This is a genomic window from Bacillus sp. UNC69MF (genome assembly GCF_000746035.1).
In the GTDB taxonomy this organism is placed as follows: Bacteria; Bacillota; Bacilli; order Bacillales; family Bacillaceae; genus Bacillus; species Bacillus velezensis.
This window is the reverse complement of the sequence record NZ_KN050798.1, coordinates 1,051,361-1,077,524: the sequence shown is the minus strand read 5'-3', so window position 1 is coordinate 1,077,524 and position 26,164 is coordinate 1,051,361. Positions and strand designations below refer to the sequence as shown.

Sequence of the window (26,164 nt, the reverse complement as noted above, 5' to 3'; positions counted from 1 at the left end):
CCGGCTCGCAGCCGTTCTTATGCAGTCTTTTTTCATAGTCTTGATCTCATTTTCTTCACAACAAAATAAACAACAATAAATACGAGAGCCAATATAATGATCGGAGTTGTATACATTCCGGCATAGCTGTCTACGTCTTTCCACTGTCCCCCGAGCTGATACCCGAGATAAACGAAAATGACAGACCACGGAATAATGGCGAGTGTCGTCAATATGACAAACTTGGAAAGAGGCATTTTCGCAAGGCCGGCCGGGATGGAGATCGCATGTCTGACGACCGGGATAAACCGCGCCGAGAACACAACGCCGGCGCCGTAACGGCGAAACCAGTTTTCCGCAACATCAACATGATGCTTTTTCAGAAGTAAGTACTTGCCGTACTTGTCCAAAAACGGCCGTCCCCCATAACGGGCGATCCAGTAAATAAAGCACTGCGCGATCGTTCCCCCGATCACACCGGCGACAATGGCGCCGAAAAAGCTGATCGTGCCTTCTGACACCATGTAGCCTCCGTAAGCCAGAACGATTTCACTCGGAATGATTTCGATCATTAATCCGAGCGCAATCCCTAAATAGCCCATACTTGTCAGCCAGGATAATATTTCACTAATAAAATTGCCCACACTGTTCACAACCTCTTTATCTTTTTACCCAATTATATGACTGATTGACAAGCAAAATGGTTACAAATTATTTTTTAACGCACGATTTCTTCAGATTCTCTTTTTAACACCTCTTCTAAATAAGCTAAAAGTTTCGGTCTCATTTCTTCCCGCAGAAGCCCGATCTCCGTGCCGGCCTTAAAACAGCCGATTTTATCTCCTATATCAAACCGGCTTCCTTCAAGCTCCCGCGCGTAAATGCTTCGGGTGCGGCACACTTCGCGCAGCGCGTCTGTCAATTGGATTTCGTTGCCCGCGCCTCTTCCGATCGTCTTCAGCGTTTTAAAAATAGCAGGGGTTAATATGTAGCGGCCCATCACGGCAATATGAGAGGGCGCCTTTTCAACAGCCGGTTTCTCAATCAGATCCTCAACCTGGTACACATGACCGCTCTGCCGCCCCGTCTGTATAATACCATATTTGCTGACATCAGCAGGATCGACGGGCTGTACGCCGACCGTTTCTGTGCCGTGTTGGTTATAGACGTCTATGAGCTGTGAAAGAGCGGGAGTGTCAGATACCATAATATCATCACCTAAGAGAACGGCAAAAGGCTCATCTCCGATAAAATGCTCCGCACACAGCACCGCATGTCCTAATCCGAGCGGTTCTTTCTGACGGATGTAATGAATATTGGCCAAATCGGCAATCCGCTGCATTTCCTTCAGCGTCTCCGTCTTGCCTTTTTCCTGCAGATTGAATTCCAATTCCGCCGACCGGTCAAAATGATCTTCAATCGAGCGTTTGTTTCTCCCTGTAATAATCAATATATCTTCAATTCCTGACGCTGCGGCCTCTTCGACAATATATTGGATGGCCGGTTTGTCGACAATCGGAAGCATTTCTTTCGGCTGCGCCTTTGTCGCCGGCAGAAATCTCGTTCCTAAACCTGCTGCGGGAATGACCGCTTTTCTCACTTTTTTTCTCATTCATCTTCACTCCTGATCCTGTATGTTTTTCAGCGAATCTCCAAATACCCAGATTCGGTTTCCGATAAAATTCATCATCATCCCGCCGATAGTGGCGGCGAACTTACTCACCAATAGCGAACAGCCGCCTTTTTGAAACGCGTAAAGCAGCAAAAAGGTGATTCCCGACGCGGCAAGATTAATCATGAGAAATCGCATGATCTCTTTCCCGTCAGCCTTGCGTTTTACACGAAACGTCCACTTCCGGTTCCATACATAGCTGTTGATGATCCCTGCCGAATAGGAGCAGATCTGCGCCGGAAGATAGGGGACATGACAAGCGGCGAGAAGAAAGAAGACACCAAAATCGATCAGCGTATTGCCGACGCCTACAGTGCAAAAACGGCCTGCTGTCTTTACTTTTTCTTTCAGCATAACGGTGACCTCCCCTCATAATAAGATGCGGTTCGCTGTCCTATTTGTTGATATGGATTACTTTAGCGGACAGTGTTGAATAAACAATTACTAAAATATGAACAAAACATGAAAACGTAATGAGGCTTTGCAAAACTCATTAAGTTAACATTTTGATAGTTTAGGTTGACATATTCCGTGAGGGGCACTAATATTCTGTATAAGTGTTAACCTTTAATAATTTTGGTTAACATTAATTTTCAAAGTAAGAGAAAGGAGGGGAATATATGCGGGAAGAAACCTATTACAGCGTCAGAATGAGAGCTTCCCGAAACGCCCCCCATGAGCAGGGCGGAAAACACATTTCCGGCGGAGAACGGCTCATCACTTACGGCGGTTTACAGGAAGCGGTAGATGGCTTATTACATAAAGGCTTCTCGCACTCAAGAGGGCTACCTGATTTTATGCAGATTCAGCTTGAAAGCATTAATGAACCGATCGAAACGATCCGCCCTTTGCCGGTTGCTTTCCATCAAACAGACACGCCGGAAAAAGGACAAGCAATCGCCCGCAAGCTTCTGCAAAAGGCGGGGATTCCCCCGCACATGATAGAGAAAGCGTACGAAAACATTGCGGAATATGCAGAAGCAAGAGGAGCGGTCCTGTTTGATATCCGGGCAGGAAAACGCATTGACGGCAGAGGAAATAGAGGTGTGCGGGTATCCCGAGTGGATTGGCCGTCACATGATTTTCAAAAATGGGCTTTTACTCACAACATGCCGGAAAATTCACGAATAAAAGAAGCACATGCCATCGCGGCAAAAGTTTGCGCACGTCCGGGGATTATTGCTGAATTGTGCTGGTCGGATGACCCTGATTACATAACAGGCTACGTTGCCGCAAAGAAGCTGGGATATCAGCGGATTTCCAAGATGAAGAATGCCGGAGATGAAAGCGGATGCCGGATTTTCTTTACAGATGGCTCCATAGATACGGAGAGCTGTATCCATTTTTTAGAGAAGCAGCCTGTATTCATTCAGCGGGAGGGGAACATATGAAACAATCAATGATTGAAAAAAGCAAACAGCATCTTTGGCTGCCTTTCACACAAATGAAAGATTACGATGAAGATCCGTTAATCATTGAAAGCGGAAACGGGATCATGCTGAAAGACATCAGCGGCAAAGAATATTATGACGGCTTTTCTTCAGTATGGCTCAATGTACACGGCCACCGAAAAAAAGAAATGGATGAAGCGATTCAAAAACAGCTTGAAAAAATCGCTCATTCAACCTTGCTGGGTATGACGAACGTTCCCGCAACAGAACTTGCCGAGATGCTGACAGGCATCGCACCGGAAAAGCTGACACGCGTTTTTTACTCCGACAGCGGAGCGGAAGCAATGGAAATCGCTCTGAAAATGGCCTTTCAATACTGGAAAAACATAGGGAGACCCGAGAAACAGACGTTTATTTCTATGCAGAACGGCTATCACGGCGATACGATCGGAGCTGTCAGCGTCGGCTCCATTGAACTCTTCCACCATGTGTACGGCCCGCTGATGTTTGAAAGCTACAAAGCCCCGATTCCGTATGTATACAGATCTGAAAGCGGCGACCCCGTACAGTGCCGGGATGAATGCCTTCACGCGCTCGAACAGCTGCTTGCAAAGCACCACGAAGAGATTGCCGCACTTACGATTGAATCGATGGTGCAAGGCGCATCCGGCATGATCGTCATGCCTGAAGGCTTTCTGGCAGGCGTACGAAAGCTGTGTACGGCATATGATGTGTTAATGATCGTTGACGAAGTGGCGACGGGGTTCGGCCGCACCGGAAAAATGTTTGCCTGTGAGCATGAAAATGTCCAGCCGGACTTGATGGCGGCAGGGAAAGGCATTACGGGAGGCTATTTGCCGATCGCTGTGACGTTTGCCACAGAAGCCATTTATGAAGCCTTCTACGATGACTACGACAAAATGAAAACATTTTTCCACGGCCATTCCTATACAGGAAATCAGCTTGGCTGTGCCGCGGCAATTGAAAATCTGCGTTTATTCGAATCAGAGCGCATCGTTGAACAAGTCGCCGAAAAATCAAAAACGGCAGCGAAATTTCTTCATGATCTGAAGCAGCTCCCTCATGTCGGCGATGTCCGCCAGCTCGGTTTCATGTGCGGCATAGAGCTTGTGCAGGATAAGGGGACAAAACAGCCTTATCCGCCTGAAAAGCGGATGGGATACAAGGTGTCCTTGAAAATGAGAGAGCTTGGTATGCTGACACGGCCGCTCGGAGACGTCATCGCCTTTCTGCCGCCGCTTGCCAGCACAACCGATCAGTTACAAGCCATGATCTCCATTATGAAAGAAGCGATAGCCGAGGTGACCGGCCGTGGATTTTGACGGATGGCTCCTCGGAAGGCTCGATGCGGTGAAAAGAGACGGGCTGTATCGGACGCTGCGAACACAGGAAACCGCTCTCAAAACCAAAGGGCAAAAGCGGCAGACCTGGGCGTCCAATGACTATTTAGGCCTGTCAAAAGATGAGCGGCTGATCACAGCCGCGCAAACGGCGCTGGGCCGGTTCGGAGCGGGAAGCGGCGGCTCACGGTTAACGACAGGAAATACTGTGTGGCACGAAAAACTTGAACAAACAATCGCGGACTTTAAACAGACGGAAGCGGCTTTATTGTTTTCAAGCGGTTACTTGGCAAATATCGGCGTGCTTGCCTCACTGCCTCAAAAAGGCGATGTCATTTTAAGCGATCAACTGAACCATGCGAGCATTGTTGACGGCTGCCGTTTATCAAAAGCGGAAACCATCGTGTACCGCCATATTGATATGGCTGATCTTGAGAAAAAACTTGCTTCCGTCCAGGCTCGGAACCGCCGCTTCATCGTCACAGACGGCGTCTTCAGCATGGACGGCACCATCGCGCCTCTTGACCGCATAATGGCGCTTGCAAAGCAGTACCAGGCATTTGTGATAGCAGATGACGCGCATGCAACCGGTGTACTCGGGGAAAACGGCGGGGGAACCAGTGACTATTTCGGTGTTTGTCCTGATGTTGTCATCGGCACATTAAGCAAAGCTGTAGGAACGGAAGGCGGTTTTGCCGCGGGATCAAACATTTTCATTGATTTTTTGCTGAATCAGGCGCGGACGTTTATTTTTCAGACGGCCCTCCCGCCGTCAATTTGTGCGGCTTCGCATACGGCATTTGACATCATATCAGATATGCACGATACGCGCCGTGAGCTGCAGTCGTCTGTCAAAATGATAAAAACGCGTCTGGCCGATATGGGCTTTACCGTAAGAGGCGGAGATACACCGATTATCCCCGTTATCATCGGTGATGCAAAAACAGCGGTTTCAGCCGCTGCACTGCTGGAGAAAAAGGGAATCTGCGCCCCGGCCATCCGCCCGCCCGCCGTTCCGGAAGGCGAAAGCAGAATCAGGCTGACCGTTACGGCGGATCGCAGCTTACAGGATATAGACGAGCTGACAGAAGCATTTGATTCCATTAGAAAAGAGCTGAATATAAACAAATGAGAAGTTTTTTTGTTACAGGAACAGATACCGGCGTCGGAAAAACCATCGTTTCTTGCGGACTTGCCGCGGCATTCCGGCAGAAACAGGCGGATATCGGAGTGTTTAAGCCGTTTTTAAGCGGCGTGCCGCGGACTCATCAGGAAAGTGACACCTCGCTCTTGAAAGACATGTCACAAACCGCACTGTCTCATGAAGAAATCACGCCATTTGAATGGAAAGAGCCGCTTGCCCCGTACACGGCCGCCATGCTTGAGGGGAAATCCGTGAGCATGGCGGATGTCATGGCCCACTGGAGTAAGATCAAAAATCGTCATGAGTGTTTCATCGTTGAGGGGGCAGGCGGCATTTCCGTCCCGCTTGGTGAAAATTACTTAGTCAGTGATCTGATAAAAGCCATGGAATTGCCGGCAGTGATTGTCACCAGGCCTGATCTCGGAACCATCAACCACACATATTTAACCGTTGAATATGCGAAAAACATGGGGATAGAGGTTCTCGGCATTATTATCAACGGCGTAAAGAGCCGGCCGGGGCTGGACGAAAAGACAAACCCGAGCATGATTGAAACATTATGCAAAGTTCCGATTTTGGGAATCACACCGAAGCTGGATCACGTTTCATCGGAAAACATTCAACACATGATTGAGAAACATATAGATGTTTCCTCTTTCATGAATCTGACACAAATGGGGAGATAAACATGAATCAATGGATGGATCTTGCAGAGAGAGTGCTGGACGGGGCGGAAGTAACGAATCAAGAAGCGCTGGCCATTTTAAATTGTCCTGATGAGGATCTTTTATTGCTGATGCATGCCGCTTTTCATATCAGAAAACGATTTTACGGAAAAAAAGTAAAGCTGAATATGATTATGAATGCCAAATCAGGCCTGTGTCCGGAAAATTGCGGGTACTGTTCACAATCTTCAATATCAAAAGCGCCGATTGAGTCTTACCGGATGGTGGATAAGCATATATTGCTAAAGGGGGCAAAACGCGCCCACGACCTGAATATAGGGACATACTGTATCGTCGCCAGCGGGCGGGGACCGTCAAACAGAGAAGTAGATCAAGTTGTTGATGCTGTCAAAGAAATTAAAGAAACGTACGGTTTAAAAATCTGCGCATGTCTCGGTCTGCTGAAGCCGGAACAGGCAGAGCGGCTGAAACAGGCAGGAGTAGACCGGTACAATCATAACATCAATACATCACAAAGGAATCACTCAAACATTACGACCTCCCACACGTATGACGACAGGGTCAATACAGTGGAAACGGCGAAACAATCGGGGATGTCACCTTGTTCTGGTGTCATCGTCGGCATGAAAGAGACGAAACAGGACGTCATTGATATGGCGAACAGCTTAAAAGCGCTTGACGCCGACAGCATCCCGGTTAATTTTCTGCATGCGATTGACGGAACTCCGTTAGAAGGGGTAAGCGAATTACATCCGGTGTATTGCCTGAAAGTGCTCGCCTTGTTCCGTTTTATCAATCCGTCAAAAGAAATCCGTATCTCAGGAGGCCGGGAAGTCAACCTTCGTTCGCTACAGCCGCTGGGACTTTACGCCGCAAATTCGATTTTCGTCGGAGATTACTTAACGACAGCAGGGCAGCAAGAAACAGAGGATCATCAAATGCTCCATGATTTAGGTTTTGAAGTCGAATCCGTTGAAGAAATGAAAGCCGGCCTGCAATCCGCCTGCAATACGGAGGTATAAGATGACGGCGGACCTATCGATTGCACATCCGTCTCTCCATGCGGATTCGGATTTTTGGAATGACCCTTACCCGTTTTATGACAAACTGCGATCCATTGATCCTGTTTATAAAGGAACCGTATTAAAATATCCGGGCTGGTATGTCACCGGGTACAAAGAAGCGGCAGCGATTTTGAAAGACATTCGGTTTAAAAACCGCATTCCTCTTCCGGAAGCTTCAACGAAATATCAAAATCTATCGCATATCCAGCACGATATGCTGTTATTTAAAAATCAATCAGACCATAAGCGGATGCGGATGCTTATCGGTAAAGAATTTACCGCAAAGACGGCGGAATCACTTCGCCCTTGTATAAAAGAAACGGTTCATGACTTGTTGGATCAAGTCCAAATCAAAAAAACCGCTGACCTTGTTTCAGAGTTTGCCTTTCCATTGGCAAGCCTTATCATTGCGGAGATACTCGGAGTGCCGAAAGAGGAGAGATATCAATTCAGACAATGGACGGCAGACGTCATCCAGGCCATTGATCTTACCCGATCAAGAAAGACGTTAGTCAGAGCAAGCGACACCGCAGGCAGGCTGACGTCATATTTCAAAGATTTGATTCACAAGCGGAAAGCGCACCCTCAGCAAGACTTGATCAGCAGGTTTATTATGGAGGAACAGCTTTCAAAAGAGGAAGTGCTCGCGACATGTATCTTACTTGTCATAGCCGGACACGAGACGACGGTAAACCTCATAAGCAACGGTGTGTTTACTTTATTGAAACACCCTGAACAGCTTAGCGCACTGAGAGAAAACCCCTCGCTTATTGAAACTGCAGTTGAGGAATGTCTGCGCTACGACAGCCCCGCGCAGCTGACGGCACGCACCGCCTCAGAAGACTGCGAAATAAATGGGAAGACCATAAAAAAAGGAGAGCAGGTATATATCCTTTTAGGGGCAGCCAATCGCGATCCAAGCATATTCGATCAACCTCACAAAATGGATATCCAAAGAAAGCCGAACCCGCATCTTGCATTCGGAAAGAACGCCCATTTTTGCATAGGCTCCTCATTAGCGCGCATCGAAGCACAAATTGCAATTCTTACACTGTTTGAGCGGATGCCTAAGCTTCGGCTGGCTGCACACCGCCTTGAATACCGCAAGCTCATTGGTTTTAGGTCGCTCAAAGAGCTCCCGGTTGTCATTGGCTGAATGACCATGCAGGAGGGCCGGATTTTATCGGTTCCTCTTGCAGGAAATAAATGAAAGAAAAAAGAATACATATTTATAAAGCAAAAATCCTCTCTGATCCATCTCACTATCCCTAAAAAAACTCACTGCTCAGCCAATCAATCTAATACAGCAAGAGTCTCCCTTTCTTTCGCCAAAACGGAACATTCACCATGATGCACATTTTTCAGCCTCAGAAACTGTGCAAAACCGGCATGTTTTTTGCTTTATTTTCTCGATTTTTTGTAAGCGCTTACTAATATTAAGCAGAAAAGAGGGGGATTTGTGGACATTGTTATTATTTTATTGGCATTAGGCATGCTGATGTTTGCGGCTTACCGGGGCTTTTCAGTCATTTTATTCGCCCCGATTTGTGCGCTGTTTGCCGTGCTCCTGACAGATCCAAGCTTCGTACTTCCTTTCTTCTCGAATATATTTATGGAGAAGATGGTAGGATTTATTAAGCTGTATTTTCCCGTATTTCTTTTAGGGGCCGTTTTTGGCAAGGTTGTTGAAATATCCGGGCTCGCTGAGTCGATTGCAAAAACAATCGTCAAGCTTGTGGGAGCAAAAAGAGCCATTCTAGCCATCGTCTTAATGGGTGCGATTTTAACGTACAGCGGCGTCAGTCTCTTCGTAGCGGTGTTTGCCATTTATCCGTTTGCTAAAAACCTATTTATTAAAGCTGATATTCCCAAGCGTCTGATACCCGGTACGATTGCATTGGGCGCCTTTACATTTACAATGGATGCGCTTCCCGGCACACCGCAAATTCAAAATGTCATTCCGACCGCTTTTTTTAAAACAAACATTTATGCCGCTCCCTGGCTCGGACTGATTGGTGCAGCATTTGTGCTTACGGCCGGAATGATTTATTTAGAATCCCGGCGCAAAAAAGCGGCCAATGCCGGAGAAGGCTATGCTGGATTTCAATCTGAAGTTACCGCTGCAGAGGAATCCTCAAGTCTGGCTAATGAAACACATACGCCTGTTTTACCGCAACCCAGCCCCGCGCGGCAAGTGCTCGCCTTTGTTCCGCTTATCCTTGTGGGAGTCATGAACAAATGCTTCACGATGTGGCTCCCGCATTGGTACCCTGACGGATTTGATTTTGCGCCGCTCGGCTTAGAAGCGTTCGGGAAGATTGACCTTTCCTCCGTCACTGCGATCTGGTCAGTAGAACTCGCACTGTTCATCGGAATCATGACCACGATTTTGTTCGATTGGAAAAAAGTCCTCTTCAATTTGAAAGAAGGACTGAATGAGGGCATCGGGGGCGCCTTGCTGGCGTCGATGAATACAGGAGCCGAATACGGATTTGGCGGCATCATTGCGGCGCTTCCCGGCTTTAAAATGGTCAGCAGCGGCATATCGCAGACGTTTACAGATCCGCTCGTCAACGGAGCGGTGACGACCACTGCGCTTGCCGGGATTACAGGATCGGCATCAGGAGGAATGGGCATCGCTTTAAGCACGATGTCAGCAGCGTATACAGAAGCAATCAATACATTCCACATCCCGCCGGAGGTCATGCACCGGGTGATCTCGATGGCCTCCGGCGGGATGGACACTCTTCCGCATAATGGCGCCGTCATTACGCTGCTCGCGGTCACCGGGTTGACCCACCGCCAATCCTACAGGGATATCTTTGCCATTACCGTCATTAAAACAGCCGCTGTGTTTGTCATCATCGCCATTTACAGTCTGACGGGCCTTGTGTAGCCAAAACAGAAAGGGGAAACGAATATGGGAAAAGGAAAAGTGATGGACTCTTATCAAGATGCTGCTGCACTGATCAAGGACGGAGACACCCTCATCGCAGGAGGCTTCGGCCTGTGCGGCATTCCGGAACAATTAATTCTCGCGATCAGGGACAGCGGCGTAAAAAACTTGACCGTTGTCAGTAATAACTGCGGTGTTGATGATTGGGGGTTAGGCCTCTTGCTTGCAAACCGGCAGATCAAAAAAATGGTCGCATCCTATGTGGGAGAAAACAAAACCTTTGAACGGCAGTTTTTAAGCGGAGAGCTGGAAGTCGAATTGGTGCCCCAAGGAACGCTCGCAGAAAGAATTCGCGCGGGAGGGGCGGGCATTCCGGCGTTTTACACACCTGCGGGCGTCGGAACATCAGTAGCCGAGGGAAAAGAACATAAGACATTTGACGGACGCACCTATCTTCTGGAGAAAGGGATTACAGGGAACGCCGCCATCGTAAAGGCCTGGAAAGCCGATCCTCTGGGCAACCTGATGTTCAGAAAGACGGCGAGAAATTTCAATCCGCTCGCTGCAATGGCAGGCAAAGTGACGATTGCAGAGGCTGAAGAAATCGTCGATGCCGGAGAGCTTGATCCGGATCAAATTCATACGCCGGGTATTTTTGTGCAGCACGTGCTGCTCGGCGGGATTCATGAAAAACGGATTGAACGCCGCACCGTCCGGCAAGCATGATAAAGGAGGCTGACAGAATGAGAGATAGCAGAAAACGAATGATCAAACGGGCTGTAAAGGAAATTAAGGACGGAATGAATGTGAACTTGGGGATAGGGATGCCGACGCTTGTAGCCAATGAGATACCGAATGATTATAACGTCCTGCTTCAGTCTGAAAACGGCTTGCTCGGGATCGGGCCTTATCCGGCGGAAGGAACGGAGGACCCCGATCTGATCAACGCGGGAAAAGAAACCATCACCGAAGTAAAGGGAGCCTCGTATTTTGACAGTGCCGAATCCTTTGCCATGATTCGCGGCGGCCACATTGATGTAGCGATCCTCGGCGGGATGGAAGTGTCCGAACGGGGAGATTTGGCGAACTGGATGATCCCAGGAAAAATGATCAAAGGAATGGGCGGCGCCATGGACTTGGTCCACGGAGCAAAACGGATTATTGTCATTATGGAGCACGTTAATAAATATGGGGAATCTAAAGTGAGAACGGAATGTACGCTGCCTTTAACCGGCAGGCAGGTGGTCGATCGGCTGATCACAGATTTGGCTGTATTCGATTTTCATGATGGCCGTATGACGCTCACCGAACTGCAGGAAGGTGTAACAATGGAGGAGGTCTTTGAGAAAACAGAAGGTCATTTTACTGTCAGCCAGTCGTTAAAAAACGGGGTCAGACCAAAATGAGGAGGTGCCGTCATGCATTCATTGCTTATTGAAAAAACAGCCGTTGTAACAGGAGCAGCCGGAGGAATCGGGCTTGAAATCGCAAAAGAATTCGCCCGTGAAGGAGCAGCCGTCATCATCTCTGATGTAAACGAACAAGCGGGGAAAGAAACGGCGGCAAGACTGAAAGATGAAGGCTGTGAAGCAGTCAGCATCACATGCGATGTAACAAATGAAAAGCAAGTGGCCGATATGCTGCAGACGGTCGAGAAACAATTCGGACGTCTCGATATCCTTGTGAATAATGCGGGCATTCAGCATGTCGCGCCCATCGAGGAATTTCCCACCGAACAGTTTGAACGGCTCATTCGTCTCATGCTGACTGCGCCATTTATCGCAATGAAGCATGCATTTCCCATTATGAAAAAACAGCAATTCGGTCGAATCATTAATATGGCGTCTGTCAACGGACTGATCGGTTTTCACGGGAAAGCGGCATATAACAGCGCCAAGCACGGCGTCATTGGTTTAACGAAAGTCGGCGCACTTGAAGGCGCGGCTGACGGTATTACCGTCAATGCGCTTTGTCCGGGATATGTGGACACTCAGCTTGTCCGCAATCAGTTAAAGGACATTTCCGCAACAAGGAATGTACCGTACGAGCGGGTGCTTGAGGACGTCATCTTTCCGCTCGTTCCCCAAAAACGGCTGCTGTCAGTGAAGGAAATCGCTGATTACGCCGTATTTTTGGCCAGCGACAAAGCAAAAGGGGTCACAGGTCAGGCCGTAGTCATGGATGGCGGGTATACCGCTCAATAGTTCTTATACTTTTTAAAAAAACAGCCGCTCTGAACGGCTGTTTTTTTATGCCTGAAAACCTTGTTCACTCAATAGGCCGATTTACTGCGTCAATCGGTATCCGGGCAGGGTCATTCGCATGTTCTGCGGCGTATTTCGTCCTTGCGGATTTTCCCCATCCAGATCCATCTCTTGCGCCACATTTATAAACAAGCGCAATCAATTTACAATCCTTCACAGATATACAAATGATTTTTTACAATAAACAGAAAATATGTAATTTCTGACACAATAATGCCAATAGCCCTAAAACATATGAAACATGAAGAGCGCGTCCTAAGTGAAGAAGAGCCGGTAACAGGCTCCACCCCGGCTTTCATCATCTCTCTTTAAGACTGATTTTCGGTGAAACCCCCATGTTTTATTTTATGAATAAATATATCTAATTCGTTTGTGAAAACGAACAATAACTCCTCCGAAAGTATTCTATACACATTTGTTATAATCATGCTAGGATGTTAGATAAAGGGATATTTTGTAGGATATTGTATCCCCTGTTCAATATGATCGGAGGAATCTCATGAACAATCTTGCCTTTTTATTTCCTGGACAAGGGTCTCAATTTGTAGGAATGGGCAAACAATTTTGGAATGATTTTGTGCTCGCAAAGAGATTGTTTGAAGAAGCGAGCGATGCGATCTCCTTGGATGTAAAAAAACTGTGTTTTAACGGAGATATGAATGAATTGACAAAGACAATGAACGCGCAGCCCGCTATTTTAACGGTCAGTGTGATTGCTTTTCAAGTGTATATGCAGGAAATAGGGGTGAAGCCCCGCTTCCTGGCAGGCCATAGCTTAGGCGAATATTCAGCGCTTGTCTGTGCCGGCGCCCTTTCTTTTCAGGATGCCGTTACACTTGTAAGGGAGCGGGGAATTCTTATGCAAATTGCGGATCCCCATCAGCAGGGGACGATGGCCGCCGTGACACAGCTCTCTCTCCAAACCTTGCAGGAAATATGTTCGAAAGTATCGACGGAAGACTTTCCGGCAGGTGTAGCCTGCATGAATTCAGAACAGCAGCATGTGATTTCCGGACACCGGCAAGCTGTGGAACGTGTCATCAAGATGGCGGAGGAAAAGGGTGCGGCATACACTTATTTGAATGTCAGTGCGCCTTTTCACAGTTCGATGATACGATCAGCCTCCGAACAATTCCAGACTGTATTACACCGGTATTCCTTCCGGGATGCCGCATGGCCGATCATTTCAAATGTCACCGCGCGCCCTTACAGCAGCGGAAATTCGATCAGCGAACATCTCAAGCAGCACATGACGATGCCGGTTAGATGGACAGAATCGATGCATTACTTGCTTTTACATGGAGTCACAGAAGTCATCGAAATGGGTCCGAACAATGTCTTAGCCGGTCTGCTGAGAAAAACAACGAATCACATTGTACCTTATCCCTTAGGACAGACATCTGATGTTCCCCCGCTTTCCAATTCAACGGAAAGAAAGAAACATATTGTCCATTTACGCAAAAAACAACTGAATAAATTGATGATTCAATCCGTCATTGCGCGAAATTACAACAAGGATTCAGCGGCTTATTCCACTATGACGACGCCATTATTTACGCAAATCCAAGAGCTGAAAGAGAGAATGAAAAGGCATGAAGACGTGCTTTCAGAACAAGAACTCGAACATTCGATCCATTTATGCAAATTAATTTGTGAAGCTAAACAGCTTCCGGCTTGGGAAGAATTGCGGATTTTAAAATAAAGCGCCCAGGAGGGGACCTATGTATACCAGTCAATTCCAAACCTTAGTAGATGTCATTCGGGAAAGAAGCAGTATCTCTGATCGCGGGATCCGTTTTATCGAATCCGATAAAAACGAGACGGTTGTCTCTTACCGCCAATTGTTTGAAGAGGCGCAAGGGTATCTTGGCTATTTACAGCATCTCGGCATTAAGCCGAAGCAGGAAATTGTATTTCAAATCCAAGAAAACAAATCATTTGTCGTTGCTTTTTGGGCTTGTATATTAGGAGGAATGATCCCGGTTCCGGTCAGTATCGGAGAAGATGATGACCATAAACTGAAGGTCTGGCGCATTTGGAATATATTAAATCATCCCTTTCTGATTGCCTCTGAAAAAGTATTGGACAAAATAAAGAAATACGCTGCAGAACACGATTTACAGGATTTCCATCATCAATTAAACGAAAAATCTGACGTCATTCAAGATCAAATCTACGATTACCCCGCTTCATTTTATGAACCTGATGCGGATGAACTCGCCTTTATCCAATTTTCTTCCGGATCGACAGGAGACCCAAAAGGAGTCATGTTAACGCATCACAACTTAATACATAACACGTGCGCCATTGGGACTGCCCTACACGTTCATTCGAAAGACTCTTTCTTATCATGGATGCCTTTAACGCATGATATGGGGCTCATCGCCTGCCACCTTGTTCCCTTCATAACCGGAATCAATCAAAATCTAATGCCTACAGAGTTATTTATTCGCAGACCTATTCTTTGGATGAAAAAAGCTCATGAACATAAAGCTAGTATTCTATCATCTCCTAATTTCGGGTACAACTACTTCCTTAAATTTCTGAAAAACGAACCAGACTGGGATTTATCCCACATCAAGGTCATCGCAAACGGTGCAGAACCGATATTGCCGGAGCTGTGTGACGAATTTTTGAAAAGATGCGCAGCATTCAATCTGAAAAGATCCGCCATTTTGAATGTTTACGGTTTAGCGGAAGCTTCGGTTGGCGCAGCGTTCTCTAAAATAGGTAAAGAATTCGTTCCCGTTTATTTGCATCGTGACTATTTAAATCTTGGTGAAAGAGCTGTAAACGTCAGCAAAGAGGACCAAAATTGCGCTTCATTCGTCGAGGTGGGACAACCTATTGACTATTGTCAGCTTCGGATCTCCGATGAAACAAATGAAAGAGTAGAAGACGGAATCATCGGCCATATCCAGATCAAAGGAGACAATGTGACGCAAGGGTATTATAACAACCCAGAGAGTACGGAAAAAGTGCTGACTTCTGACGGCTGGGTAAAAACGGGAGACCTCGGATTCATTAGTGAAAGTGGTAACTTAGTCGTAACCGGAAGAGAAAAGGACATTATTTTCGTGAACGGAAAAAATATCTACCCGCACGATATTGAACGGGTCGCGATTGAAATGGAAGAGGTTGACTTAGGAAGGGTTGCCGCCTGCGGTGTATATGATCAAAAGACACAAAGCGGAGAAATCGTGCTCTTTGTTGTTTACAAAAAATCACCTGAAAAATTCGCACCGCTTGTCAAAGAGATAAAAAAGCATTTGTACAAGCGGGGCGGCTGGAGCATAAAAGAAGTCCTTCCGATCCGAAAACTCCCTAAAACAACCAGCGGAAAGGTTAAACGCTACGAACTTGCCAGACAGTATGAGGCAGGGAATTTTTCAACAGAGTCTGCCGCCATCAATGAATGTTTGGAGAGCAGCCCGGAAACATCCGGACAGACACCCATTCATGAGATAGAAACGGAATTGCTGTCTATCTTTTCCGAAGTGCTCAACGGGAAAAAGGTTCACCTCGCTGACAGTTATTTTGATATGGGAGCAAATTCATTACAGTTATCGCAGATTGCCGAGCGCATAGAACAGAAATTCGGACGCGAGCTTGCCGTTTCAGATCTCTTTACGTATCCTTCTATCACTGATTTAGCGGCATATCTGTCTGAAAGCCGGGCTGAAATCAAACAGGACGCGGCAGCGAAACCAAGCCATGTGACACCGAAAGATATCGCCATTATCGGGATGTCGCTCAATGTCCCGGGAGCGTCAACGAAAAGTGATTTTTGGAATCTGCTTGAAAAAGGTGAGCACAGCATTCGAGAATACCCCGAATCCCGGCTGAAAGATGCGGCGGATTATTTAAAGTCCATCCAAAGCGAGTTCAATGAGAGTCAGTTTGTGAAGGGCGGCTATTTAGATGAAATCGACCGCTTTGATTATTCGTTCTTCGGTTTAGCTCCTAAAACGGCTCAGTTTATGGACCCTAACCAAAGACTGTTTTTGCAGTCTGCATGGCATGCGATTGAAGATGCGGGCTATGCCGGCGGCAGCATGAACGGGAGCCGTGTCGGGGTATATGCGGGGTACTCGAAGGTGGGCTACGATTATGAACGTCTCCTTTCTGCGAATTATCCGGAGGAACTTCATCAATATATCGTGGGCAATCTCCCTTCCGTGCTAGCCAGCCGAATCGCTTATTTCTTAAATTTAAAAGGGCCGGCGGTCACAGTGGATACGGCATGCTCCTCATCGCTTGCCGCCGTTCATATGGCATGTAAATCTTTAACGTCCGGCGATTGTGAAATGGCTCTTGCAGGCGGTATCCGGACATCGCTCTTGCCGATCTGTATCGGGCTTGATATGGAATCTTCGGACGGGTACACGAAAACGTTCAGCAAAGATTCAGACGGTACTGGCACAGGTGAAGGCGCGGCCGCAGTCCTGCTAAAACCTTTGCAGGATGCTGTTCGCGACGGAGACCATATTTACGGCGTAATCAAGGGAAGCGCGATGAATCAAGACGGAACAACCGCCGGGATTACAGCACCGAATCCGGCAGCTCAGACTGAGGTCATTGAGACGGCCTGGAAAGACGCGGGCATTGCTCCTGAAACACTGTCTTTCATCGAAGCGCATGGCACCGGAACGAAGCTCGGCGATCCGGTTGAATTTAACGGGCTTTGTAAAGCGTTTGAAAAGTATACGGCAAAAAAACAATTTTGTGCGATTGGTTCTGTTAAATCGAACATCGGTCATTTGTTTGAAGCGGCAGGCATCGTCGGGCTGATCAAATCTGTCCTCATGCTGAATCACAAGAAAAATCCGCCGTTAGCGCACTTTAATGAACCTAATCCGCTCATTCATTTTCACTCATCACCATTTTATGTGAATCAGGAAGCTGCAGCGTTCACATCCGGTGATGAGCCGCTGCGAGGCGGAATCAGCTCGTTCGGTTTTAGCGGAACGAACGCTCATGTGGTATTGGAAGAATATATTTCTCAAAGTGAGTATGCACCCGAGGATGAACATGGGCCGCACCTATTTGTTTTATCCGCTCATACTGAAAAATCACTCTATGAACTCGCACAGCAGTACCGGCAATATGTATCGGATGACAGCCAAGCTTCATTAAAGTCCATTTGCTATACAGCAAGTACGGGCAGGGCTCATTTGGATCATGGCATTGCCATGATTGTATCCGGTAAACAAGAACTATCGGATAAGCTGACCCGCCTGATTCAGGGAGACAGAAACCTTCCCGGTGTATACATCGGTTACAAGAATATGAAGGAAATGCTGCCTGCCCATAAAGAAGAGCTGAATCAACAAGCAGCCGCTCTGATTAAGCAGCGTTTACGTACGCAAGATGAACGGATCACATGGCTGCATCGCGCAGCCGAATTATTTGTGCAAGGAGCCGTTATCGATTGGCGCGCGCTTTATTCCGGTGAAACTGTACAAAAGACGCCATTGCCCCTGTATCCGTTTGAACGGAGCCGATGCTGGGCTGAAGCTGACCAATTGCGCTTAAACGAGGGCGAAAAGAAAGGAGGAGCAGCATTGAATATCAATCAATCGAAAGCGCACATTGAATCCTTCCTGAAAACTGTAATCAGCAACGCTTCAGGGATCAGAGCGGAGGAACTCGATCTGAATGCTCATTTTATCGGGCTCGGAATGGATTCTATCATGCTGTCACAGGTCAAAAAAGCCATTGCGGACGAATTTGGGGTAGACATTCCGATGGATCGTTTTTTTGATACGATGAACAACCTTCAAAGTGTCATAGATTACTTGGCTGAGACCGTTCCATCGTCCTTTGCATCCGCTCCCCCTCAAGAGAATGTTCCGGCGCAGGAAATACAGGTCATTTCAGAAGCGCAGTCTGAATCGGATCGCAGAGAAGGTCATCAAGAGCATATGCTCGAAAAAATAATCTCTTCTCAGAATCAATTAATTCAGGATACCTTGCAAGCTCAATTAAATAGCTTTAATTTGCTGAGAAACAGCGGGCATCATTCCGATGAGAAAGAACACGCTAAAGCGCAAGAGAAATCAATTCCTTCTGTCAAGCAGGGGCCTCCGGCCGTCACTGCAGAAAAGAAAGCGGCTCAAGAAGCGAAACCCTATGTTCCTTTCCAGCCTCAGAACCTGCATGATCAGGGACACTATACCGCACGGCAAAAACAATACTTAGAAGACTTCATCAAGAAATACGCCGATAAAACGAAAGGTTCCAAACAATATACGGACAACACCCGATTTGCTCATGCAAACAACCGCAATTTGTCCAGCTTCCGTTCGTATTGGAAGGAAATCGTATACCCAATTATCGCCGAACGTTCTGACGGTTCTAAAATGTGGGATATTGACGGAAATGAATATATCGATATCACCATGGGATTCGGGGTTAACCTGTTCGGGCATCATCCTTCCTTTATTACACAGGTTATCGATGATTCAACCCGTTCATCATTGCCTCCGCTCGGCCCGATGTCAGATGTCGCCGGTGAAGTTGCCGACCGGATCCGCACATGTACCGGAGTGGAAAGGGTCGCTTTCTATAATTCCGGAACAGAGGCCGTCATGGTTGCCCTGCGTTTGGCGCGGGCGGCAACAGGAAGAAAGAAAGTCGTGGCGTTCTCAGGATCTTATCACGGGACGTTTGACGGCGTATTAGGGGTTGCCGGCACAAAAGGCGGGGCTGCGTCTGCGAATCCGCTGGCTCCGGGCATACTGCAGAGCTTTATGGATGATTTGATTATTTTACATTACAACAATCCCGATTCGCTGGACGTGATCCGCAGTCTCGGTGATGAATTGGCAGCCGTACTGGTGGAACCGGTACAAAGCCGCAGACCGGATTTGCAGCCGCAGGCATTTTTGAAAGAATTGCGGGCGATCACGCAGCAATCCGGAACAGCTCTGATTATGGATGAAATTATTACCGGATTTCGGATCGGTCTCGGCGGCGCACAGGAATGGTTCGGCATTCAGGCTGATTTAGTGACCTACGGAAAAATCATCGGCGGCGGACAGCCATTAGGGGTAGTTGCCGGAAAAGCTGAATTCATGAATGCGATCGACGGGGGTACCTGGCAGTATGGGGACGATTCCTACCCGCAAGACGAGGCGAAACGCACGTTTGTGGCCGGCACCTTCAATACTCACCCGCTTACCATGAGGATGTCATTAGCCGTCCTTCGCCATTTACAAACCGAAGGAGAGCATCTGTATGAGCAGCTTAATCAAAAAACAGCCTACCTGGTCGATGAGCTGAATCGCTGCTTCGAACAAGCGCAAGTGCCTATCCGCATGGTTCGATTCGGTTCTTTATTCCGGTTTGTCTCATCGCTAGATAATGACTTGTTCTTTTACCATCTCAACTATAAAGGGGTCTATGTATGGGAGGGACGCAACTGCTTCTTGTCTGTGGCGCATACCGCGGATGATATCGAAAATATTATTCAAGCGGTGAAAGACACGGTGGAGGATCTTCGCCGAGGCGGATTTATTCCGGAAGGCCCGGATTCCCCTGATGGCGGAGGCCGTAAAAAGTCCGGGACGCGCGAGCTTTCACCTGAACAAAAGCAGTTGGTTATGGCATCCCATTACGGGAATGAAGCTTCCGCCGCTTTAAACCAGTCCATTATGCTGAAAGTGAAGGGCGAACTGCAGTATACATCATTAAAACAAGCCGTCCGGCATATCGTTGACCGTCATGAAGCTTTACGTACGGTGATTCATCCCGATGACGAGGTACAGCAAGTGCAGGAACGGATGAATATAGAAATACCTGTCATTGATTTTACCAGTCACCCGCATGAACATCAGGAGCCGGAAATCCAAAAATGGCTGACAGAAGATGCCAAGCGGCCGTTTCATTTCCATGAACAAAAGCCTTTGTTTAGAATCCATGTGCTTACATCGGCTCACAATGAACATCTGATTGTGCTCACGTTCCATCATATCATTGCCGATGGATGGTCAATCGCCGTTTTTGTTCAAGAACTGGAGAGCAACTACGCGGCAATAGTACAAGGAAAACCGATTTCACCGAAAGAGGCAGATGTTTCGTTTCGCCAATACTTAGACTGGCAGCAGGCACAGATTGACAGCGGCCATTATGAAGAAGGGGTCCGTTATTGGCGGCGTCATTTTTCTGAACCGATACAGCAGCCAATTCTGCCAAGCACAGCTTCTGTCCGTTATCCGAACGGGTATGAGGGAGACCGGTGTACCGTCAGGCTTGGACGGCCATTGAGCGAGGCTTTAAGGTCATTAAGCATTCAGATGAAAAATAGCGTATTTGTGACGATGCTGGGTGCATTTCATCTTTTTCTGCACCGGCTTACCAAACAGTCAGGCCTTGTGATCGGGGTCCCCGCAGCAGGTCAATCGCATATGAAACAGCATGATCTGATTGGAAATTGCGTCAATATGATTCCGGTGAAGAACACGTCTTCTTCAGAAAGCACTTTATCCGGTTATCTTGGCAGTATGAAAGAAAGCGTGAATCTTGCAATGCGGCACCAAGCCGTCCCGATGACACTGGTGGCCAGAGAGCTTCCGCACGATCAAGTGCCGGATATGCGTATTATCTTTAATTTAGACAGGCCTTTTCGAAAGCTGCATTTCGGAAAGGCGGAGGCGGAGCCCGTTGCATACCCGGTAAAATGCACCCTATACGATTTATTTCTGAACATAACAGACGCGCATCAAGAATATGTTCTTGATTTCGACTTTAATACGAACGTCGTCAGTCCGGAAATCATGAAAAAGTGGGGAGCGGGTTTTACAAAATTGCTGCAAAAAATGGTTGAGGGAGATTCAATCCCTCTTGACGCCATGATGATGTTTTCCGATGAAGAACAGCATGATTTACAAGCACTTTACGCCGAACACCAGAAGCGGATCACTTCAATAGGAAGCAATACGGCAAATTTTACTGAAGCCTATGAGGCGCCGGTAAATGAAACGGAACGGCAGCTGGCGCGGATTTGGGAGGAACTTTTCGGCCTTGAACGGGTTGGCAGATCAGATCGCTTCCTGGCTCTGGGGGGAAACTCACTCCAGGCAACGCTTATGCTTTCCAAAGTTCAGAAGACATTTCATCAAAAGGTTTCCATTGGACAATTTTTCAATCACCAGACTGTTAAGGAATTAGCACGTTTCATTCAGAACGAAACGAAAGTCGTGCACCTCCCAATGAAGGCTGCCGAGAAAAAAGCGTATTACCCGACATCGCCGGCACAGCAAAGAGTATATTTCCTGCACCAACTGGAACCGGATCAGCTGGCGCAAAATATGTTCGGCCACATATCAATAACAGGGAAGTACGATGAGCAAGCCCTGATCTCATCTCTTCAACAAGTGATGCAGCGGCACGAAGCGTTTCGCACGTATTTCGACATTATAGATGGCGATATCGTTCAGAAACTTGAAAACGAAGTTGATTTTAACGTTCATGTCCGGACAATGAGCCGGGATGAATTTGATGCCTATTCAGACCGGTTTGTAAAACCGTTCCGCCTGGACCAAGCTCCGTTAGTTCGTGCGGAGCTGATCAAGATTGAAAACGAGCAGGCCGAACTGCTCATCGATATGCATCATATCATTTCGGACGGTTATTCCGTCAACATCCTTACAAATGAATTGCTGGCTTTATATCATCAGAAACCATTACCGGACATTGAATTTGAATATAAAGATTTCGCAGAATGGCAAAACCAACGGCTGAATGAGGATGCCATGAAGCGGCAGGAGACATATTGGCTGGAACAATTTCAAGACGAAATTCCCATTCTCGACCTGCCGACAGACGGTTCAATAGCGGCAGAACGGTCTTCTGAGGGACAGCGTGTGACATGCTCCTTACAGCCGGATGTCATCCGTTCGCTTCAAGATTTGGCGCAAAAGGCGGAAACGACTCTCTATACGGTGCTTCTGGCCGCCTATAATGTGCTGCTTCATAAATATACGGGACAAGAAGACATTGTCGTAGGCACGCCTGCTTCAGGAAGAAATCATCCGGATATCGAAAAGATCATCGGTATTTTCATACAAACCATCGGAATCCGGACGAAGCCGCACGCCAATAGAACGTTTACGGATTATCTGGAAGAAGTAAAGCGGCAGACGCTTGACGCTTTCGAAAACCAAGACTATCCATTCGACCGGCTTGTGGAGAAATTAAATGTACAGCGGGAAACAACCGGAAAGTCTCTGTTTAACACGATGTTTGTGCTTCAAAACATTGAATTTCATGAAATCCGGCACAATGAATGTACATTTAAAGTGAAAGAACGAAATCCAGGGGTCTCTTTATATGATTTGATGCTCACGATCGAAGATGCCGGTCAACAGATAGAGATGCATTTTGATTATAAACCGGGACGATTCACAAAAGACACCATTGAACAGATCACCAGACACTATACCGCCATTTTAAACCGCCTTGTTGAGCAGCCGGAGATGACATTGTCTTCCGTTCCTATGCTGTCTGAAACCGAACGGCATCAACTGCTGACGGAGTGTAATGGCACAAAGACGCCGTATCCGCATAAGGAAACGGTATATCGGTGGTTTGAAATGCAGGCGGAACAGAGTCCCGATCATGAAGCCGTTATTTTTGGCAATGAGCGGTATACGTACAGACAGCTCAATGAACGGGCGAACCGATTGGCGCGGACGTTACGGACAAAAGGCGTACAAGCGGATCAATTCGTTGCTATCATCTGCCCGCATCGGATCGAGCTGATTGTCGGAATTTTGGCTGTTCTGAAAGCCGGCGGCGCATACGTGCCCATTGATCCTGAATATCCGGAAGATCGGATCCAATATATGCTGAGAGATTCAAGAGCGGAGGTTGTGTTGACACAGCGCAGCCTGCTGGATCAATTACCGTATGATGGTGACGTTGTGCTTTTGGATGAGGAAAACTCATACCATGAGGAGCACTCGAATCTTGAATCGGACAGCGATGCGCATGATTTGGCCTACATGATCTATACGTCAGGTTCGACGGGAAATCCAAAAGGTGTACTCATTGAGCATCAGGGACTGGCTGATTATATTTGGTGGGCGAAAGAAGTTTATGTAAGAGGTGAGAAAACCAACTTTCCATTATACTCTTCCATCTCTTTCGATCTGACTGTGACCTCGATATTTACGCCGCTGGTTACGGGAAATACCATCATTGTCTTTGACGGCGAAGACAAAAGCGCTGTGCTTTCTGAGATTATGCGGGACTCAAGAATAGACATGATCAAATTGACCCCGGCACATCTGCACGTCATCAAGGAGATGAATATCGCTGGCGGCACCGCAATACGGAAAATGATTGTCGGCGGAGAAAATTTAAGCACCCGTCTGGCCAAAAGTGTCAGCGAGCAGTTTAAAGGCCGGCTGGACATTTTCAATGAATACGGACCGACGGAAGCTGTCGTCGGATGTATGATTTATCACTTCGACGCAGAACGGGACAAGCGGGATTTTGTACCGATCGGCACTCCTGCTCTCAACACGGATATTTATGTGGCCGATGCAAGCAGAAACCTGGTTCCGATCGGGGTAATCGGCGAAATATATATCAGCGGACCGGGTGTTGCCAGAGGGTATTGGAACCGCCCGGATTTAACGGAAGAGAAATTTGTTGAAAACCCGTATGTCCCGGGAGCGAAAATGTACAAATCAGGGGATTTGGCTAAGCGATTGAAGGACGGAAATCTTGTATATATTGGGCGCGTTGATGAACAAGTCAAAATCAGGGGACACCGAATCGAGCTTGGTGAAATTGAAGCAGCGATGCATAACGCGGAAGCGGTGCAAAAAGCCGCGGTAACAGTGAAAGAAGAAGAAGACGGCTTAAAACAATTATGCGCGTATTACGTAAGCGACAAGCCTATAGCGGCTGCGCAGCTTAGGGAACAATTGTCATCCCAGCTTCCGGACTACATGGTTCCGTCCTATTTTGTCCGTCTGGAGCATATGCCGTTAACATCCAACGGGAAAATAAACCGTAAGGCACTGCCTGCACCGGAAGCGAGTCTGCAGCAGACAGCTGAATATGTTCCGCCGGGTAATGAGACGGAGTCCAAACTGACAGATTTATGGAAGGAAGTGCTCGGAATAAGCCATGCGGGGATCAAACATAATTTCTTTGATCTCGGAGGCAACTCCATCCGAGCGGCTGCCTTAGCCGCCAGAATTCACAAAGAACTGGATGTGAATCTGTCTCTCAAAGACATATTCAAGTTTCCTACCATTGAACAATTGGCTGACAAGGCGTTACACATGGACAAAAATCGATATGTACCGATTCCGGCTGCAAAGGAAATGCCATATTATCCGGTTTCTTCAGCTCAGAGGCGGATGTATTTGTTAAGTCACACAGAAGGCGGCGAGCTGACTTACAATATGACGGGTGCCATGAATGTGGAAGGGACGATCGATCCTGAACGGTTAAACGCCGCTTTCCGAAAATTAATCGCGCGTCATGAAGCGTTGCGTACCAGCTTTGATTTATATGAAGGCGAGCCGGCACAGCGTATTCATCAGAACGTCGACTTTACGATAGAACGAATTCAAGCTAGCGAAGAAGAAGCGGAAGACCGTGTGCTTGATTTCATCAAAGCGTTTGACTTAGCCAAGCCGCCGCTGATGCGGGCCGGACTGATTGAAATTGAACCTGCGCGGCACGTGCTTGTGGTGGATATGCATCATATCATTTCTGACGGCGTGTCCGTCAATATTCTGATGAAAGATTTAAGCCGAATCTACGAGGGGAACGAACCGGACCCGCTCTCTATTCAATATAAAGACTTTGCAGTTTGGCAGCAATCGGACATTCAGAAACGGAACATCAAGAGCCAGGAAGCGTATTGGCTGGATGAGTTTCACGGTGATATTCCTGTACTGGATATTCCTGCGGATTATGAGAGACCTGCCATACGCGATTACGAAGGCGAATCATTTGAATTTCTTATACCCGAACACTTGAAACAGCGTTTAAGCCAAATGGAAGAAGACACAGGAGCAACACTGTATATGATTTTATTGGCAGCCTATACGATTCTTTTATCCAAATACAGCGGACAAGAAGATATTATCGTAGGAACGCCATCTGCCGGGCGGACTCATCTGGATGTAGAGCCGGTCGTGGGAATGTTCGTCAATACGTTAGTCATTCGCAATCACCCGGCGGGCCGTAAAACATTTGATGCCTACTTAAATGAAGTAAAAGAAAACATGCTGAACGCCTATAAAAATCAAGACTATCCGTTGGAAGAATTAATTCAGCATCTGCATCTTCCAAAAGATTCAAGCCGCAATCCTTTATTCGATACGATGTTTGTGCTGCAAAATCTTGATCATGCTGAATTGACTTTCGATTCCCTTCAACTCAAGCCGTATCCATTTCATCATCCGGTTGCCAAATTCGATTTGACCTTGTCGATTCAGGCGGACCGCGACAACTATCACGGACTGTTTGAATATTCGAAAAAACTGTTTAAGAAAAGCAGAATCGAGGTTTTATCAAACGACTACTTACACATCCTATCGGCGATTTTGGAACAGCCAAGCATTCTAATCGAACATATCGGATTGAGCGGCAGCAATGAGGAAGAAGAGAACGCGCTTGATTCTATTCAATTGAACTTTTAGGGAAAAGCATTATTTCTTTAAAATATATAAAATGAGG

General features: G+C 47.2%; 14 protein-coding genes and 1 pseudogene. 12 read left to right on the top strand and 3 right to left on the bottom strand.

Annotation, left to right across the window (positions count from 1 at the left end):
* Nucleotides 1–32: 32 nt before the first annotated feature.
* From BR62_RS0117030 to BR62_RS0117020, 3 genes and pseudogenes are all read right to left on the bottom strand, one after another.
* Nucleotides 33–623 carry an undecaprenyl phosphate transporter UptA gene (locus tag BR62_RS0117030; RefSeq protein ID WP_032871608.1) on the bottom strand — a complete coding sequence of 197 codons (591 nt, stop codon included), beginning with the start codon at nucleotides 621–623 and terminating at the stop codon, nucleotides 33–35.
* 74 nt (nucleotides 624–697) lie between these two features.
* A complete protein-coding gene (gene galU / locus BR62_RS0117025; protein ID WP_032871606.1) occupies nucleotides 698–1,591 on the bottom strand; it encodes a UTP--glucose-1-phosphate uridylyltransferase GalU in 894 nt (297 codons plus the stop codon).
* 6 nt (nucleotides 1,592–1,597) lie between these two features.
* Nucleotides 1,598–2,049: pseudogene (locus tag BR62_RS0117020) on the bottom strand (GtrA family protein).
* Between the two features lie 222 nt (nucleotides 2,050–2,271).
* On the opposite strand from BR62_RS0117020, the gene BR62_RS0117015 reads away from it, so the two are divergent.
* From BR62_RS0117015 to bamA, 12 genes are all read left to right on the top strand, one after another.
* Nucleotides 2,272–3,042, top strand: coding sequence for a 6-carboxyhexanoate--CoA ligase (locus tag BR62_RS0117015; protein ID WP_032871605.1), 771 nt, complete (start codon nucleotides 2,272–2,274; stop codon nucleotides 3,040–3,042).
* Nucleotides 3,039–4,385, top strand: coding sequence for an adenosylmethionine--8-amino-7-oxononanoate transaminase (gene bioA / locus BR62_RS0117010; RefSeq protein WP_032871604.1), 1,347 nt, complete (start codon nucleotides 3,039–3,041; stop codon nucleotides 4,383–4,385). Before BR62_RS0117015 ends, bioA begins: the two co-directional genes overlap by 4 nt.
* The gene (gene bioF, locus BR62_RS0117005; RefSeq protein WP_032871603.1) at nucleotides 4,375–5,535 is read left to right on the top strand and encodes an 8-amino-7-oxononanoate synthase; all 1,161 of its coding nucleotides are present in this window, start codon (nucleotides 4,375–4,377) and stop codon (nucleotides 5,533–5,535) included. Before bioA ends, bioF begins: the two co-directional genes overlap by 11 nt.
* Nucleotides 5,532–6,233, top strand: coding sequence for a dethiobiotin synthase (gene bioD, locus BR62_RS0117000; RefSeq protein ID WP_020955902.1), 702 nt, complete (start codon nucleotides 5,532–5,534; stop codon nucleotides 6,231–6,233). Before bioF ends, bioD begins: the two co-directional genes overlap by 4 nt.
* A gap of 2 nt (nucleotides 6,234–6,235) precedes the next feature.
* Nucleotides 6,236–7,255 carry a biotin synthase BioB gene (gene bioB, locus BR62_RS0116995; protein ID WP_007410132.1) on the top strand — a complete coding sequence of 340 codons (1,020 nt, stop codon included), beginning with the start codon at nucleotides 6,236–6,238 and terminating at the stop codon, nucleotides 7,253–7,255.
* 1 nt (nucleotide 7,256) lies between these two features.
* On the top strand, nucleotides 7,257–8,453 hold the full coding sequence (locus BR62_RS0116990; protein ID WP_015239958.1) for a cytochrome P450: 1,197 nt from the start codon (nucleotides 7,257–7,259) through the stop codon (nucleotides 8,451–8,453).
* Between the two features lie 303 nt (nucleotides 8,454–8,756).
* The gene (locus tag BR62_RS0116985) at nucleotides 8,757–10,193 is read left to right on the top strand and encodes a GntP family permease (RefSeq protein ID WP_020955901.1); all 1,437 of its coding nucleotides are present in this window, start codon (nucleotides 8,757–8,759) and stop codon (nucleotides 10,191–10,193) included.
* 24 nt (nucleotides 10,194–10,217) lie between these two features.
* Entirely contained in the window at nucleotides 10,218–10,919 is a 702-nt protein-coding gene (locus tag BR62_RS0116980) for a CoA transferase subunit A (RefSeq protein ID WP_007410135.1), read from the top strand.
* Between the two features lie 17 nt (nucleotides 10,920–10,936).
* On the top strand, nucleotides 10,937–11,599 hold the full coding sequence (locus BR62_RS0116975) for a CoA transferase subunit B (RefSeq protein ID WP_007410136.1): 663 nt from the start codon (nucleotides 10,937–10,939) through the stop codon (nucleotides 11,597–11,599).
* Nucleotides 11,600–11,611: 12 nt separating this feature from the next.
* The gene (locus BR62_RS0116970) at nucleotides 11,612–12,397 is read left to right on the top strand and encodes a 3-hydroxybutyrate dehydrogenase (RefSeq protein WP_032871601.1); all 786 of its coding nucleotides are present in this window, start codon (nucleotides 11,612–11,614) and stop codon (nucleotides 12,395–12,397) included.
* A 559-nt stretch (nucleotides 12,398–12,956) separates the two neighbouring features.
* A complete protein-coding gene (gene bamD, locus BR62_RS0116965) occupies nucleotides 12,957–14,159 on the top strand; it encodes a bacillomycin D biosynthesis malonyl-CoA transacylase BamD (RefSeq protein ID WP_032871599.1) in 1,203 nt (400 codons plus the stop codon).
* Nucleotides 14,160–14,178: 19 nt separating this feature from the next.
* Entirely contained in the window at nucleotides 14,179–26,127 is an 11,949-nt protein-coding gene (bamA, locus tag BR62_RS0116960; protein WP_032871598.1) for a bacillomycin D hybrid PKS/NRPS BamA, read from the top strand.
* Nucleotides 26,128–26,164: the final 37 nt, after the last annotated feature.